General features: G+C 71.9%; 8 protein-coding genes. 7 read left to right on the forward strand and 1 reads right to left on the reverse strand.

The features are described 5' to 3' along the window. Nucleotides 1–7: 7 nt before the first annotated feature. Nucleotides 8–799 carry an inositol monophosphatase family protein gene (locus ACWDZ7_RS38530; protein ID WP_451803407.1) on the forward strand — a complete coding sequence of 264 codons (792 nt, stop codon included), beginning with the start codon at nucleotides 8–10 and terminating at the stop codon, nucleotides 797–799. 112 nt (nucleotides 800–911) lie between these two features. On the opposite strand, the gene ACWDZ7_RS38535 is transcribed toward ACWDZ7_RS38530, so the two are convergent. Continuing rightward, entirely contained in the window at nucleotides 912–1,553 is a 642-nt protein-coding gene (locus ACWDZ7_RS38535) for a ScbR family autoregulator-binding transcription factor (RefSeq protein ID WP_451803408.1), read from the reverse strand. Between the two features lie 870 nt (nucleotides 1,554–2,423). On the opposite strand from ACWDZ7_RS38535, the gene ACWDZ7_RS38540 reads away from it, so the two are divergent. From ACWDZ7_RS38540 to ACWDZ7_RS38565, 6 genes are all read left to right on the forward strand, one after another. Beyond that, complete coding sequence (locus ACWDZ7_RS38540; protein WP_451803409.1) at nucleotides 2,424–3,548, forward strand: ParB/RepB/Spo0J family partition protein; 1,125 nt, start codon at nucleotides 2,424–2,426, stop codon at nucleotides 3,546–3,548. Between the two features lie 374 nt (nucleotides 3,549–3,922). Further along, nucleotides 3,923–4,705 carry a thioesterase II family protein gene (locus ACWDZ7_RS38545; RefSeq protein ID WP_451803410.1) on the forward strand — a complete coding sequence of 261 codons (783 nt, stop codon included), beginning with the start codon at nucleotides 3,923–3,925 and terminating at the stop codon, nucleotides 4,703–4,705. Then, nucleotides 4,702–8,568, forward strand: a complete 3,867-nt coding sequence (locus ACWDZ7_RS38550; protein ID WP_451803411.1) for an SDR family NAD(P)-dependent oxidoreductase — start codon at nucleotides 4,702–4,704, stop codon at nucleotides 8,566–8,568. Before ACWDZ7_RS38545 ends, ACWDZ7_RS38550 begins: the two co-directional genes overlap by 4 nt. A gap of 293 nt (nucleotides 8,569–8,861) precedes the next feature. Next, nucleotides 8,862–10,292 carry a serine hydroxymethyltransferase gene (locus tag ACWDZ7_RS38555; protein ID WP_451803412.1) on the forward strand — a complete coding sequence of 477 codons (1,431 nt, stop codon included), beginning with the start codon at nucleotides 8,862–8,864 and terminating at the stop codon, nucleotides 10,290–10,292. After that, nucleotides 10,289–15,787 carry an amino acid adenylation domain-containing protein gene (locus tag ACWDZ7_RS38560; protein WP_451803413.1) on the forward strand — a complete coding sequence of 1,833 codons (5,499 nt, stop codon included), beginning with the start codon at nucleotides 10,289–10,291 and terminating at the stop codon, nucleotides 15,785–15,787. The genes ACWDZ7_RS38555 and ACWDZ7_RS38560 overlap by 4 nt, the downstream gene beginning before the upstream one ends. Nucleotides 15,788–15,794: 7 nt before the next feature. After that, on the forward strand, nucleotides 15,795–17,359 hold a 1,565-nt coding region (locus tag ACWDZ7_RS38565), incomplete at its 3' end, for a condensation domain-containing protein (protein ID WP_451803414.1).

The raw sequence follows: 17,359 nt of genomic DNA on the forward strand, positions 1-17,359 counted from the left end.
GCACACCATGTTGGATGATCTTGCTCTCGCGCAGCGGGCGGCCCTCGCCGGCGCCGCCGTGGCCCTGCGCCACCAGGTCGCGGCCGCCGCACTCTCCCAGCACCTCAAGAGCGACGGCTCGGTGGTGACCGAGGCGGACATCGCCGTCGAGGAGGAGGTGCGCCGTGTCCTGCTCGCCGGACGGCCCGACGACGCCTTCCTGGGGGAGGAGACCGGCCGGCTCGGCGCGGGCGCCCGGCGCTGGATACTCGACGGCATCGACGGCACGGGGCTGTTCCTGCGGGGAGACGACCGCTGGCAGTCGCTGATCGCTCTGGAGGAGGACGGCCGTCCGACCGTCGGAGTCGCGATCATCCCCGCTCAGGGGAAGATCTGGTACGCCGCCCGCGGCCGCGGCGCGTTCTGCGCCGATGTCGAGGACGGCCGGCTGGTTCGTGCCCGTGCCCTGAGGGTGGCCGCACCCGGTTCCGTCCTCCAGGCCTGCTCGCTGGGGGTCGTCCCGCCGGCCGAGATGATCCCCGCGCGCTACCGGGATCCCATAGCCGCGCTGACGGCCAGGGCGACGGCCGCCCCGTGGTCCGCGCACGCCGCCCTGCTGGTCGCCTCCGGGGAACTCGACCTGGCGGTGCAGGTGGGCGGGCAGATATGGGACCACGCCCCCTTGGCGCTCATCGTCCAAGAGGCCGGCGGATCGGTCGGCGGGGACCGCGAACAGTCTCATCCCATGACCGGGGTCGCCGTCTTCGCCGCTGACGAGGCCACGCGGCGGGCTGCGCACACCGCGCTCGGCATGGGCTGACGTCAGGGCCGGGCGGGTCTTTCCACCCTCTGCGTCCTCGCCCGGCCCGGCGGCACACGCCGGGGCGAGGAGAGCGGGCCCCACGGCGACAGACGGGCAGGGGGCGGCGCGGTCACCTGACCGGTGCGTGCAGTACGCGGGTCGGCGCGCCGCCGGGTTCGAGCGTCAAAAGGGCCTCGGGGCGGGCCATGCACGGCAGGAAGAGCCGCCAGAACGCGGTCAGCGCCGTGTCGGAGAACCAGGCGGGATCCTCGCGCCCCAGCAGCTCGAAGCCGGTGGTCGCCGCGACGATGGTGTCGGCGACCTCGGCGGGTTCGGCCTCCTTGACGAGGAGGGACTCCTGGGATGCCTCCGCCAGCAACTGCCGTACGCACACCCGCCACTCCTGGGGGAGGGTGGGGCCGGCGCTGTGCGGGGCCTCGCAGCTCAGCTTGAACCCCGCCCGGGCCACGACGTCCCGGCGCAGCCGTCCGGCAAGGGCGTGGGAGGTGTTCGTCAGCCGCTGCAGCGCGTTCATGCCGGGGAGCTGGGAGAGCCAGGCCTCCCGGCGCAGGCTCACGCCCGCCGACGACTCGACGGTGGCGGCCACCGCCGCTTTGTTCTCGAAGTGGAAGTGCAGCGCGCCCTGGCTGACACCGGCGCTGGCGCTGATGTCAGCCAGCTTCGCCTGGACGTATCCGTACCGCTCGAACGTCTCGGCCGCTGAGCGGATGAGTGAGTCGCGGGTTCGGGCGGCGCGCTCTTGTTTGGTCACTGGTGCTCCTTGATACGGGGGACCTGCACCTTGAGCTTATAAAACCAGCATAGCGGTTTCATATTCGCTTCGACCGTCGGTGGTGCTGGAACACCCAAAAGGGCTGGATGTAGGCGATGTTGTGGCGGGAGGCAGGGGGCGGGCTGCAGCGCTTGGTGGGGTTCAGTGGGCCGGAAGAGGGGCTCGGCGGCTTGAAAACCGCGAAGTAGGTATGGTTTTATTCATCCATCCCGGTCGAGACGGTCGGCTTCAAGCCGCCCCCCTTCCTGCGGCCCCGTCCCTGCATAAGGGCTCGCGGGAGGGTGGAGCAAGGGCCTGAGCAGGCATTTTCCATGCTGCGCTCGATCGGGGGCCGCTCGCGCGGTTGCGCCGAATCCCCCGAGGTGCAGCCGCGCGAGCGTCCGTTCAGTCCCACGCGTGCCCCCGGTTTTCACAAGAATCCGCCGGGAGGTCGATAAAAAACCCGCACACTGGTATTTTCCTAGTCCGAAGGTAGCCGCGTCTGTCGAGGGGGGCCGCGATGTACTTGCAGCAGTTGCATGTCAAGTGGCACGCGTTGAACGGATCGTCCGGGCGCCCGCGCCGGGACGCCATCCGTCCGCGTCGGCGCACCGCTGCCACACCTTGCTCGCGCACATTCGCCGACGGGGTCCGTGCCGGCGCCCTGACCCGCACGGTGCCCGCACGCAGCACCAAGGGGAGCGCGGCGGATCCATCTGCTGTCCGACGCGCCGAACATGCCTGGTACCTACGGGGGACCGGTCAGCCACCGGGGAGGAACCACTACGTCATGAACGTCCTGGACGCTCGTACTGCGGCCGTCGCAAACCGGACCGCCGACGGCCGCACGGTGACGCCGGTGGAGGGGCGATGAGTTCACAACTCGCCGTTCTCACCGACACCGACACCGACACCGACACCGGATCCGAAACCGAAACCGGATCCGGAACCGGAACCGGCTCTGAAGCCGGCACCGGCACCAACCGGACATCCGTGCCCGCCGCCGCCGCCACCGCATCCGCGCCCGCGTCGACCGAGTCACCGGCCGCCCGCCCGCGCGGTCAGCGCGCCATCGTGGCGGTCAGCGCGCTGCTGCCCTCCGACTCACCCCGCGTCAACGGCGAGGTCAACGACCACGTCAAGCTGCTCGCCGAGCTGGACGCCCCGCTGCCGCCGATCCTCGTCCACCGGCCCACGATGCGCGTCATCGACGGCATGCACCGGCTGCGCGGAGCCGAACTGCGCGGTGAGAAGGAAGTCGAGGTGGAGTTCTTCGACGGCGAGCCGGAGGACGCCTTCGTCCTCGCCGTCAGACTCAACGTCGCGCACGGCCTCCCCCTCACCCTGGCCGACCGCACGGCCGCGGCGAGCAGGATCGTCGCCGCCCGGCCCCAGTGGTCCGACCGCCGCATCGCCGCCAATACCGGGCTTGCCGCGGGCACGATCGCGGCCATCCGGCGCCGTTCAACCAACCAAGGCGAACAGTCGAACACCAGAATGGGGCGCGACGGACGGGTCAGGCCGCTGCACGCGGCCGAGGGACGGCGGCGCGCCAGCCAGATCATCGCCGCCCACCCCGACGCCTCGCTCCGTGAGATCGCCCAGCGCGCCGGCATAGCCACCGCCACCGCCAAGGACGTACGCGACCGCATGCGGCTCGGCCAGGACCCGGTGGCGCCCAAGCCCCGTACTCCCTCGGCGGCCGCGCAGAGCGCCAGCTCCCGCTCGGCCGCGGGCCGCGCCGCCACCCGTACGTCGGCCGCCGCCATCAGCCTGATGCTGCCGAACATGAGCAAGGACCCCTCCCTGCGCACCGAAGCCGGGCGGACCCTCCTGCACCTGCTGAGCCTGCAAGGCATCGGCGACGAGGCGAAGTGGAGCCGGCTGGCGCAGAGCGTCCCCGTGCACCGCGCCGGAATGCTGGCCCAGGCGGCCCGCCGGTGCGCCGAGCACTGGTTGCGCCTGGCGCATGAACTCGAGATGCGGTGCCCATGACAGTGCGTCCGCTCGACCCCGGGGCGGCACGGCCGCTCCCGGTCACACGCCCCATCGGAGACCAAAGTGAATGCCGGCGACGGAAAGAGAACAGGAACGCGGGGAAACGTTCAGCGGCACGCACCGCCACGGAACCCCGGTCGGCCCGGCGGCACGACGAGCATTGTCGGACTCTGCCGGAAGCGGTTCACCAGCTGGTCCATTCAATTTCGGCGCCCGACCCGGTGAATTCCCCGCCGAGTGCCGACTGCGCAGAATTTTCTGAATTCACAGCAAATATTTTTGGAGGAGCGGTGCGAGCACGATCGCGGCGCATGCCGAACCCGCCTTCTGCGGTGCGGACCCGAACGTTCATCGATGGCGAGGCGTGAGACATGAGCGAGAATCCCGAGCTGATCGCCGAGACCCCCTACATATGGCGGGCCAGACGGGGCGAGAGCCGCCACCGTCTGATCTGCTTCCCGCACGCGGGCGCCGGCGCGGGCGCCTACGCCGAGTGGGCCGCCCTGACCCCACCGGAGATCGAACTCGCCGCTGTCCAGCTGCCCGGGCGGCAGAACCGCATCGTCGAAGCCCCGGTCACCGCGGTCGGACCGCTGGTCAAGGTGCTCACACAGGCGCTGCGCCCCGTCATGGACGGGCCGTTCTCCTTCTTCGGCCACTCCGGAGGAGCCGTACTCGCCTTCGAGGTGGCCAGGGCCCTGCACGCGAAGGGCGGCCCGCGTCCCAGCCGCCTCTTCCTCTCGGCCCAGTCCGCCCCCGGCACCACGGGCCGCGTCAAGCAGCTCCACGACCTCACCGACGAAGACCTCGCCGCCGAGGTCGTCCGGCTGGGCGGCCTCGAGCCCGAGATCGCCGAGGACGAGGACGTCATGGACGCCCTTCTGCCGACCCTGCGCGCCGACTTCGACCTGTGGGAGCACCACGAGGTCGGCCCCGGCCCCCGGCTGGACACCCCCATCACCGTCCTGAGCGGCGCCGCGGACCCGCGGGCCCCGCGCGACACGCTCGACGGCTGGCGCGAGCAGACCGACGGCGCCTTCGACATCCGCCTCTACCCGGGCGGCCACTTCTACTTCCTCGACGACCCGGCCGAACTCGTCCGGGACATCAGCCACGTACTGCTGGAAGCCGAGAAGGCAGGGAGCCTCTCATGAGCACCTCCGGAGCCCTGGAGCCGTCCCTCATAGCGCAGATGGCCGCCGCCGTCCGGTCCGTACCCGGTGTACGGGAAGCCGCCGCCGTGGTCCGCCAAGGCGCACGGGCGGTGAGCGCCGAACTCGATCCGGCCGCGCCGGCCCCGACGGCCCCGGCCGCCGCCGAGCCCGGCCCCGGCCCCGGCCGGCACAAGCCCACCTCCGAGCTGTACGGCGGTGACCTGTACGTCCCCGAAGGCGGCGCGAGCACCCTGCAGGAGGCCCTGCGCCAGGCCGCCGAGCAGGCGCCCGACAAGGGCACCGTCTACGTCCGCGCCGGCCAGGAGCCGCGGTTCCAGAGCTACGCCGAACTCCTGGCGGAGGCCGAGTGCGTCCTCGCCGGGCTGCGGGCCGCGGGCCTGGAGCCGGGTGACGCGGCGCTCTTCCAGTTCGACGACCACCGCGGCTACATGACCGCGTTCTGGGCGTGCGTGCTCGGCGGGTTCGTCCCCACCCCGGTGGCCGTGGCGACGACCTACGCCGCGCACAACGAGGCCAACCGCAAACTCCGCAACGCCTGGGACCTGCTGGAGCAGCCCGCCATCCTCACCGACGCCGCCACCGCGCCCGCCCTGCGGGAGGTCCGCGCGCTCTGGAACGAGTCGACCGTGCGGGTCCTGGAGGTCGAATCACTGGCCAGGCACGCCCGCGACACCCGCTGGCACGACGGCGGGCCCCACACGCCCGTCATCAACCTGCTCACCTCGGGCAGCACCGGCGTCCCCAAGTGCGTCCAGCACACCAACGCCTCCGTCGCCGCCCGGAGCTGGTCGGTCATCCAGGGCCGCGGTTACACCGGCGACGACGTCAGCGTGATCTGGATGCCGCTGGACCACGTGACGATGGTCTTCTACAACATCCGCGACGTGTTCCTGCGCAGCCTGCACGTCAACGGGAAGATCGACGACTTCCTCGGCGACCCGCTCATGTGGCTGGACCTCCTGGAGCGCTACGGCGCGACCAACACCTGGGCGCCCAACTTCGCCTTCAACCTGATCAGCGAGTACGCCGACCAGATCGCCGAGCGGCGGTGGGACCTCTCACGCGTCCGCGAGTTCGCCAACGGCGGCGAGCCGGTCATCGCGGCGAACAGCCACCGCTTCCTGGAACTGCTCGAACCGCACGGCCTGCCCGCCGACGCCATGGCACCCGCCTGGGGGATGTCGGAGACCTGCTCCGGAGTCACCTACTCCACGCAGAGCCGCGAGGACCGCGCCGCCGGCACGGTCGTCGTCGCCCCCTCCTCCTTCGACGGGGACCTGCGCTTCCCCGGCCAGGACCAGCGCGGCGCACAGGACGCGGTGTCCTTCTCCACGGTCGGCGCGCCCCTGCCGGGAGTCACCGTCCGGATCGTCGACGCCTCCGGAGCGGTCCTGCCCCAGGACCGCATCGGCGAGCTGCAGATCCGCGGCGTGACGATGATGCGCGGATACCACGGCAACGAAGAGGCCAACCGGGCCGCCTTCGACTCCGAGGGCTGGTTCCGCACCGGCGACCTCGCCTTCGTCCACGACGGCCAGCTCGTGATAGCCGGGCGCAAGAAGGACCAGATCGTGGTCCGCGGCGCCAACTACGTCGCCCATGAACTGGAGAGCATGGTCGAGGAGGTCGACGGCGTACGGGTCACCTACTCGGCGGCGGCGGGCGTCCGCGAGCCCGGGGAGGGCTCGGACCGGCTCGTCGTCTTCTTCGTCCCCACCCGCTGGGACACCGACTCGCTCACCCGTACCTTCCAGGACATCCGGGCCAGGCTCGGCCGCGAAGCGGGCCTGGCACCCGATCTCCTGGTCCCCGTGACCGTCGCCGAGTTCCCCAAGACCGCCAGCGGGAAGATCCAGCGCGGCGCCCTCGTGTCCGACCTGCGGTCCGGCCGGTTCGCCGACCGGATCGAGCAGCCGGAGGAGACCGGGCCGTCGGCCACCACCTTCCTGCGCCGGCAGTGGTCACGTCTGGAGGACACCACCGACGAGACCGACACCGAGGGCGTCCGCGTGGTCTTCGCCGAGCGCGGCGACCTGCCGCTGCTCGGGCTCGACCAGGGCCGCGTCATCGTCGTTCGCGAGGCCGAGGAGGGAGAGGGATTCGTCCAGGAGAGCCCCGTCGCCTTCCGCGTCCCACCGGGCGACAGCGCGGCCATCAGCAGGGTGTTCGCCGACGTGAGCGCCCGGCACGGCCACATCTCCACCGTCGTGTGCGCCGCGTTCCCCGGCGGTGAGGGCGAGCGCGCCGACCACACCGCCAGGCTCGGCGAGGTGACCTCCCGGGTCACCGCCCTGATGGCGGCGCTGGACGGCGCGGACTGGCGGGGCGCCACCCGCCCGTTGCTGCTGCTGCTCACCACCGGGGCCGTCCATGTGCGCCCCTGGGACCGGATCGACCTCGGCGTGTGCGCGCTGCCCGGGCTCGTGCGCACCGCCGTCACCGAGCTCTCCCAGGTCACCGTGCGCCACCTCGACCTGCCGGCCGACCGGGAGACGTGGGCGGCCGCCGTCACCGCCGAACTGGCCGACCGTTCCCGCACCGGGGTGGTGGCGGCCCGCGAGGGACTGCGCTGGCAGCCGCGCCTGCGGCCGGTTCCCGAGGCCGAGACCGAGGACGCCCCCGCGATCGTCCCCGGCGGCCTGTACCTGGTCACCGGCGGACTCGGCGGAATCGCCCACGACATCGCCGGATACCTCCTGGCGGCCTACGGGGCGCGCCTGCTGCTCGTGGGACGCTCGGCGCCCACGGGCGAGAAGGCGGACTCCCTGGCCGAACTCGCCGCCCTCGGCGAGGTGCGTTACGTCCGGGCGGACGTCGCCGACGCGTCCGCGCTCGCCGAGGCGGTGACCGCCGCCGAGGAGCGCTGGGGCCGCCCGCTCGACGGGGTGCTGCACCTGGCGGCGGCCGACGTCACCGGCCAGTGGCAGGACCTGGAGCGCCACACGCTGGCGAGGGAGACGCGACAGACGTTCACGGCTCAGTACGGGGCCAAGGTGGCCGGCACGCTCGCGATCGCCTCGGTCCTGGAGAACCGGCCCAAGGCCTCCCTGATGCTCTTCGGGTCGGTCAACGGGGAGTTCGGCGGCCGGTCCTTCGGCGCCTACTCCGCCGCCAACACCTTCCTGGTGGGCTTCGCCGACCACTGGCGCCACGAGCGCGGGCGCGATGTGCGGTGCCTGGCCTGGAGCATGTGGAGCGACGTCGGCATGAACCGGGGGCAGTCCGAGGCCCCCGCACGGCAGCGCGGCTTCCGCGCCATCGACCCCGACGACGGGCTGCGGGCGTTCCTGGCGGCCACGTCCATGCCGTACCACTACCTGCTGATCGGCCTGGACCTGGAGAACCCGGCGATCCTCTCCGAGCTGGCCACCGACGAACTGAGCGCCCGCGAGGTCCTGGTGGCCTACACGGCCGAGGGCATCGACCCCGAGGCCGTGCACGCGGCAGTGGAACCGGTCCTGCGCGACTTCCCCGTACCCGTACGCATGGTGGAGGTGACCCGCATCCCGGTGGACGCCGCGGGCGCGGTGGACACCACGCAACTGCTCCTGGACGCCGCGCCCAAGCGGCCAGGCAGCCGCCGCACCTACCAGGCACCCGCCACGGACCTGGAGCGCCGGATCGCCGCGATCTGGGGCGACGTCCTCACCCAGGACTCCGTCGGCCGCGACGACTCCTTCTTCGACCTGGGCGGCAACTCGCTGCGCGCCACCCGTCTGCTGGCCCGGGTCGACGAGGAGCTGGGCGTACGGCTGACCGCCAACGAGCTGTACGAGAACCCCACCGTCGCGGGGATGGCACAGGCCCTGGACCATCGGGCCCTGCCCGTGGCGGCCGGTTAGCCCGGGGCCGGAAAACAGCTCGGCCCGGAATTTCTCTTTCCGTTATCGCTTTCGGTGCCGGGGAGAATTCCTTGCAGGCGCCCCCCTCCTTTTATTCAAAGGAGGGGGGCGTCTTATTTTCTGTTCGGAGCCCGATCTCCGAACGTCATTGTCCGAGCCCCGGGGTGAAGTTAGGGTAATTCTTAATTCCGCTGCTCCCTCGGGGTTGGACGAAGGCTCTCACTCGGCAGCGATATGCAGGAAACGAATTCCTTCCTTCCGGTTGATACCGAACGAGAGACGAGGCGTACGAAATGGCCGGTCAGTGGTATGCAGGGCGGACACCGTCCCCCCGTCAGGACGCCGGATTCGACGGCGGGGAGCAGGCCGGGCAGCTGCGCGTCGGTATGGAGTCCCTGCACCGCACGGACCCCGAGCTCGCCGGTCTGCTGGACGCGGAGATACGCCACCAGGACTCGACGCTGGCGATGATCGCCTCGGCGAGTGTGGCCGACCCCTCGGTGCTCGCCGCCGGCGGAGCCGCACTGTCCAACGTGACCGCCGAGGGCTACCCCGGCGCCCGCTACCACCCCGGCGCCGCCCGGTTCGACGAGGTCGAACTGCTCGCCATCGAGCGGGCCAAGGACCTGTTCGGGGCCCAGTACGCGAACGTGCAGCCCCACTCCTGCTCCTCCGCCAACCTCGCGGTGCTCACCGCCCTCATCCCGCCGGGCGGCACGCTCCTCGGCCTGGACCTCGACGCCGGCGGCCACCTCACCCACGGTTCGCGGGCCTCGGTGACCGGACGGCACTTCAACGCCGTGCACTACGGCCTGGACCGCTCCGGCCGCATCGACTTCGCCCAGGTCGCCGAACTCGCACAGGAGCACCGGCCGAAGGTCCTGATCGCCGGGGCCAGCGCCTACCCCCGCACCGTCGACTTCGACCGGTTCCGGCTCATCGCCGACTCCGTCGGCGCCTACCTCCTCGCCGACATCTCCCACATCGCGGGTCTGGTGGTCACCGGAGAGCACCCCAGCCCCATCGACGCCGCACACATCACCACGACCAGCACCTACAAGCAGCTCGGCGGTCCCCGCGGGGGCCTCATCCTCAGCGGGAAGGATCACCGCACGCCGGGGCCGGACGGCCGCACGCCCCTGTTCCGGCTCATGCAGCGGGCGGTCTTCCCGCAGTCACAGGGCACACCGAGCCCGGCCACGATCGCCGCCAAGGCCCGCGCCTTCTCGCTCGCGGCGGGCCCGGAGTTCAAGGGCACCGCACGGCTGATCGTGTCGAACGCCGCGGCGCTGGCCGCCGAACTGTCCGCCCTCGGCTACCGCGTCCTGACCGGAGGCACCGACAACCACATGGTGCTGCTGGACATCATCGACCGCGGCCTGACCGGAGTCGTCGCCGAACGCGCCCTGGAGCAGTGCGCGATCCTCGCCAACCGCAACCGCATCCCCGGCGACACCAAGCCCCCGCTCGTCACCAGCGGCCTGCGCCTGGGCAGCAACATCCTCGCCCAGCGCGGGATGGGCCCCGAGCAGATGCGGGAGTGCGCCCGTCTGATGCACACCGTGCTGACCGCCACCACGCCCCTGAGCGACACCGAGTACGTGATCGATCCGGCCCGGGCCGCGAGCATCCGCGAGGACGTCGCGGAGCTGTGCGCCCGCTACCCGCTGAGCGTCGAAGCCGGATTCAACACCCCCGCAGAGCTGATCGGAGCCGGACAGTGAACCACGCCCTCAAGGACACGGGCCCGGCCAAGTCGCCGGTCCTCCTGCCCGCGGACCGACCGCGGCGCCCGGGCACGCCGCCCCGGTGCACGGCCGTGGAGAGCACCGGCCTCGGCGCCCACACCCCCGTCAGCGGACTCGACCGGCAGTCGGCGCAGGCCGCCGCCTTCGCCGCGCTGCTCCACCGCTACACCGGCCAGGAGGACATCGGGTACGACCGCACCGACGCCTCGGGCACCGCCCACGCCCAGCTCCGGGTCACCGGCACGACGACGTTGCGCGAACTCGCCGACGGCACCGCCCTCGGCCCGGCATCGGCGACACAACCGGCTCCCGTCGCCCTCACCTTCGGGGACCCGGCGGAGCCCGCCGAGGGCCCGGCCCCCTACGAACTGAGGATCGTCGTCAGCGACGACCTCGCCGCCCTCCACTACGACACCGCCCTCTTCGACGCCGCGACCGCGCGCCGCATCCTCGCCCACTACCGCACCCTCCTGGAGGACGCGCTGAGCCGGCCCGACGAGCCGGTCACCCGGCTGCGCCTGCTCACCGACGCGGAGCTGCGGCGCATGCTGGTCGACTGGAACCGGACCGAGACCGACCTGGTGGACGGCACGTGTCTCCACGAGGCGTTCGAGGCCCACGCCGCGCGCCGGCCGGACGCGACGGCGGCGGTGTACGAAGACGCCCGGTTCACCTACGGCGACATCAACGCCGCGGCCAACCGCCTCGCCCACCACCTGCGTTCCCTGGGCGTCGCACCGGACACCCGCGTCGGACTGTGCCTCGAACGCTCACCCGAACTGCTCATCGCGATGCTCGGCATCCTCAAGGCCGGCGGCGCCTACGTCCCCCTCGACCCCGACTACCCCACCCAGCGGATCGCCGGCATGGTCAACGGCACCACCTGCGCCGTCAACGTCAGCCGCCGCGAGCTCGCCCCGCGCCTGCCGGCCTGCGGCGACACCCCGCTGGTCCTGCTCGGCCCCGGCGGCACCGACCTGTCCGCGGAACCCGACCACGACCCGGCCCCCCTCGCCACCCCCGACCACCTCTGCTACGTCATCCACACCTCCGGATCCACCGGCGCGCCCAAGCCGATCGCACTCCACCACCGCGGCGTGACCAACAACCTCGCCGACCTCAACTCCCGCTTCACGGCCGGCCCCGACGACTCGGTGCTGTCCCTGTCGTCCCCCAGCTTCGACATGTCCGTCTACGAGTACCTCGGCATCACCGCCGCCGGCGGCACCGTCGTCATCCCCTCCCCGGCGCGCGGCAAGGACCCGGCGCACTGGGCCGAACTCCTCACCGAGTACGGCATCACCGTCTGGAACTCCGCCCCCGCCCTGCTGGACCTGCTGGTCGACCACCTGGAGCAGAGCGGCGCCGAGCCGCTGCACCGGCTGCGCGCGGCGATGCTGGGCGGCGACTGGATCCCCGTACCCCTGCCGGGCCGTTGCCGCGTGGTCGCCCCCGCGATGCGCCTGTTCACCCTGGGCGGCGCCACCGAGGCCTCCATCCACTCCACGATCTACGAAGTGGAGGAGGCCGACCCGGCCTGGGCGAGCATCCCCTACGGCCGCCCGATGGCGAACCAGCGCACCTACATCCTCGACGATGCCTTCCAGCCCGTGCCGCCCGGCGTCGCCGGCGAGCTGTACCTGGCCGGCACCGGGGTCGCCCGCGGATACCTCGACCAGCCCGAGCGCACCGCCGAGCGGTTCATCGAGTGGACACACGGCGAGGTGAGCGACCGCGTCTACCGCACCGGGGACATGGCCCGCTTCGGCGCCGACGGCCTGATCGAACTCCTGGGCCGCAAGGACTTCCAGGTCAAACTCAACGGGCTGCGCGTCGAACTCGGCGAGATCGAGGCGGTCCTGCGCTCGCACCCCGCGGTGCAGCAGAGCGCCGTGGTGGCCCACCGCAACCAGCTCGTCGCCTACGTCGTCGCGGCGGACGGCGAGAGCACCGACCTCGACGCGCTGCACCGGCTCGCCGCGGACCGGCTCCCGCAGTACATGGTCCCCAAGGTGATCGTGCCCCTCGACCGGCTGCCCCTGACCCCCAACGGCAAGGTCGACCGCAAGTCCCTCCCGGAACCCGACCTCGGCGAAGCCGCCTACCGCGCACCGGGCACCGACCAGGAGAAGATCCTCGCCGGTGTCTACGCCGACGTGCTGCGCGTCGAACGCGTCGGCCTCGACGACGACTTCGTCGCCCTGGGCGGCGACAGCGTCCGCGCCATCCAGGCCGTCACGCGGGCCAGGACCCACGGCCTGGCGATCACCCCCCGCCAGATCCTGCAACTGCGTACCGTCGCCCTCCTCGCCGAGGCCGCCACCGACACGGCGGACGCCGAGGAGGACACCTCCGCGCCCCTGCTGAGCCTCGGCGCGCAGGACCTCGAGACCCTGCGGCAGCGCTATCCGCGGCTGAGGGACGTATGGCCGCTGACTCCCATGCAGTCCGGCATGCTCTTCGAGTCGATGCTGGCCGACACCGGCGCCGACACGTACCACATGCAGACCGTCTACCACCTGAGCGGTCCGCTCGACGCGGACCGGATGCGGGCCGTGGGCCAGAGCCTCCTCGACCGCTACGCCAACCTCACGGTGGCCTTCGCCCCCGACGCGGCCGGCGACCTCGTCCAGATCGTCAACGACGGCGTCGAGCTGCCCTGGCGGGAGATCGACCTCAGCGACCTGACCGACGCCGACCAGGACGAGGCGTTCGCACGCTTCCTGGCCGAGGACCGGGCCGACCGCTTCGACCTGGCCTCCCCGCCCCTGCTGCGCCTGGCAGTGGTCAGGCGCGGCCCCCACAGCGCCGAGCTGGTCCTCACCGCCCACCACGTGCTGATCGACGGCTGGTCGGAACAGCTCATCGCCGAAGACCTGCTGCGGCTCTACGCGGCGGGCGACGACGCGAGCACGCTGCCCCCGGTCCGCGGTTACCAGGAATTCCTGGCCTGGCTCGCGCGGCAGGACAGGCAGGAGAGCGCCCGCGCCTGGGCCGAGGAACTCGCCGGCCTGGACGGGGCGACACTCGTGGCCCCCGCCGTCGGCCCCCGGGGGGCGGACACCGGCGTACAGGAGGTCGAGCTCACGCTCGCGGCACAGGAGGTGAGCACGCTCGCGCGGCGCGGCGCGGAGCTGGGCGTCACGGTGAACACCCTGGTCCAGGGCGCCTGGGCGATCCTGCTCTCCGCGCTGACCGGCCGCAGGGACGTGGTGTTCGGCGCCGCCGTCTCAGGGCGGCCCGGCACGCTCCCCGGCGTGGAGTCGATGGTCGGCCTCTTCATCAACACCCTGCCGGTACGGGCCCGGTGCGAGCCGGACAGCACCTTCGCCGACTTCCTCACCGGCCTCCAGAACCGGCAGACCGAGCTCCTCGACCACCACCACCACAGCCTGACCGAGATCCACCAGGCCGCCGGGGTGGACGCCCTCTTCGACACCATCGTGGCCTTCCAGTCCTATCCGTCGGACCCGGCCCGCACCGCCGAGGCGACGAGCGCGGCCGGCTTCGAGATCACCGGCCTGGACTCGCTGGGCGGTGCGAACTACCCGCTGGCGCTGATCGTCGAGGACGGCCGGCTGACCCTCCAGTACCAGTCACACCTCTACGACCAGGACACGGCGCGGAACATCGCCGACCGGTTCCGGTCCATCCTGAACCAACTGGCCGCCGACACCGGTGGACGCCGGATCGGCGCCACCGACCTGCTCCTGGACACCGAGCGCGCGCGACTGCTCGCCCCCGCGCGGCCCGCGGCCGACGACGCGGCCAAGGACACGCAGGACGCGCGGGAGCGGGAGACGGTGGCCGCCCTCTTCGAACGGCGCGCGGCCGCCGATCCCGGCGCGGACGCGGTGACCTTCGGGGCCACGACACTGACCTACGCGGAGCTGAACGCCCGCGCCAACCGCCTGGCCCACGGCCTGATCCGCCGCGGAGCGGGCCCGGAGACCGTGGTCGCGCTGGCCCTGCCGCACTCGGCGGAACTGGCGGTCGCGCTCCTCGCCACCTTGAAGGCGGGTGCCGGCTACGCACTCCTGAGCCCCGGGCAGACTCCGGCGCAACGGGAGACGGTCCTCGCGCAGGCGAGCCCCGAACTGATCCTCGTCTCCTCCGAGACGGCACCGGAGTCCGCCGCGACCGGCATTCCGCTCGTCCACCTCGACGACCCGGAGTGCACCCGGGGCCCGGACACCGACCCGGCCGACGCCGACCGGCGCGCCCCCGTGCTGCGGCAGAACCTGGCCTGTGTGCGCTACACGCCCAGGGCCGCAGGCGGCATGGCGCTCAGTCAAAAGGCCCTGGCCGAAGGCGTACGACGCTTCGCCGCCACCGCCGGCATCGCACCCGGGGCAGCGGTGCTCCTGACCTCACCGCACACCGACACGGCGGCCTTCGAGCTCCTGGCCTGCGTGTGCGCGGGCGCGGGCGTCGAGCTCGCCGAGGACCTCACGGCCCTCGGCACCCAGGGCTGGCACGGCGATGTGATCAGTACGGCCGCTCCGCTCCTGGCCGCGCTGCTCAACAGGTCCACGGCCGCGATCCACGCCCGAACAGTGGTCTTCACCGGGGACGTGCTGCTTGGATCGTTCGTACAGCGGGTCCGGGACGCGATCCCGGGCGTGCGGGTGGTCAACGCCTACGGGCCGACCGAGACCATCCGCGCCTATGTGCTCAGTCCCGCACTCCAACCGCTGCCGCCCGGCGTCACCGGCGAGCTGTACCTCGCCGGCGAGGTCGCACGCGGCTTCGAGGGCCAGTCCGCACTGACCTCCCAGCGCTTCGTCGCCGACCCCTTCGGTGAGCCCGGTTCGCGGATGTACCGCACCGGCGACCTGGCCCGGTGGAACGCGCAGGGCGCCCTGGAGTACATGGGCTCGGGCGGTGTCGAGGTCCGCGTCAGGGGCCACCGCTTCCGCACCGAGGACGTGGAGGCCGCCCTTTCCGCGCATCCGTCGGTGTCGCAGGCGGCGGTGGTGCCCGCGGCCGGTGACGACGAGCAGCTCGTGGGCCATGTCGTCGCACTGCGGGGCCGTTCGGTCGACACCGGGGAGCTGCGCGAGTTCCTCGCCCGGAGCCTGCCGGACCACATGGTCCCGGCCTCCTTCGTACTCCTTGAGGAGATGCCTTCGGCGGCCGACGGCAGCGTGGACCGCCAGGCGCTTCCCGCACCGGGAGCCGAGGCGGCGGGCCCGCGAGCCGGCCGCACCCCGCAGGAAGAGGCGCTGTGCGCGCTGTTCGCCGAGGTGCTCGGCGTCGAGCGGGTCGGCATCGACGACAACTTCTTCGCCCTCGGCCTCAACTCGCTGAAGGCAACCCGGCTGATCGGCCGGATGCGCAGGACCCTCGGGATCGAGGCATCGATCCGGACGATTTTCCAGTATTCGACGATTGCGGAGCTTTCGGGTCAAGTCCAGGCCACAGGAACCACCAAGAGCCGGCCCCGTCTACGCAAGATGACCAAGGAGTAGACCCAAAGTGATCCCCTTGTCCTATGCCCAGCGCCGCCTGTGGTTCCTCGACCGCTTCGAGGGGTCCTCGGCGACCTACAACGTGCCCCTGGCCCTGCACCTGAGGGGTGACCTGGACACGAACGCGCTCGCGACGGCGGTCCGGGACGTGGTCGCCAGGCACGAGGTCCTGCGCACTGTCCTCTTCGAGGAGGCGGGCGTCGCCTACCAGCGGGTCCTGCCCGTCGAGGAAGCAGTACTCGACGTACCGGTCGTGCCGGTGTCACCGGACGAGGTGGACCACACCATCAGGGAAACGATCTCCTACGCGTTCGACCTGTACGCGGAGATCCCGGTCAGGGCGTGCGTCCTGCGGCACGCCCCCGACGCGCACGTGCTGGTCCTGCTGTTCCACCACATCGCGGCGGACGGGGAGTCGGCGGTTCCGCTGCTGCGCGACCTGTCGACGGCCTACACCGCCCGCCGCGCGGGCCACGCGCCCGGCTGGGAGGAACTGCAGGTCCAGTACGCGGACTACACGCTGTGGCAGCGTGACCTGCTCGGCGACGAGAAGGACCACGAGTCCCTCCTGTACGGTCAGCTCGCCTACTGGCGCGAGCAGCTGGCCGGCATGGACCAGCCGCTGAACCTGCCGCTGGACCGCCCCCGCCCCGCGGTGGCCTCGCACGACGGCGGCCACGTGGAGTTCCACATCGAACCCGAGCTGCGGGCCGCCGTGGAGAAGCTGGCCGAGGAGCGCGGGCTGAGCGTCTCCATGGTGCTGCAGTCGGTGCTCGCCGTGCTGCTGCACCACCTGGGCGGCGGCGACGACATCCCGATCGGCTCCCCGATCGCGGGCCGCACCGACGACGCCCTGGACGACCTGATCGGCTTCTTCGTCAACACCTGGGTGCTGCGCGTCGAGCTGCCCGGCAACCCCACCTTCGAGGACGTCCTCGACCAGGTGAAGGACAAGGCCCTGGGCGCCTACGACAACCAGGACGCCCCCTTCGAGATGCTCGTCGACCAGCTCAGCCCGGAGCGGTCCACCTCTTACAACCCGCTCTTCCAGGTCTTCTTCGCCTGGCAGAACATCACCCGCGCCGAGGTCGACCTGCCGGGCCTCGAGACCCGGCTCGACTTCGAGCAGCTCGGCACGGAGACGGCCAAGTTCGACCTCGAGTTCAACATCGCCCCCACTGAGAACGGCGGGGCCCGCGGCACCATCGAGTACGCCACCGACGTCTTCGACCACGCCACGGCCGACTCCATCGGAGCCCGGTTCGTGCGGGTCCTGCGGGCCCTGCTGGCCGATCCGGCGGCGCCCGTCGGACGCGTCGACCCGCTCGAACCGGCCGAGCACCAGAGCCTGGCCGAGATCAACGCCACCGGCACCCCCGTCCCCGACACGACCCTGCCCGTGTTGTTCGAGCGTCAGGCGGCGCTGAGTCCGGACGCGGTGGCCGTGGTCTGCGAGGACACGGAGTTGTCGTACGCACAGGTGAACGCGCGGGCGAACCGTCTGGCGCGGGAGCTGGTGGCGCGTGGTGCGGGTGTGGGGTCGGTGGTGGCGTTGGCGCTGCCGCGGACCGC

Source organism: Streptomyces sp. NPDC003032, assembly GCF_053591415.1.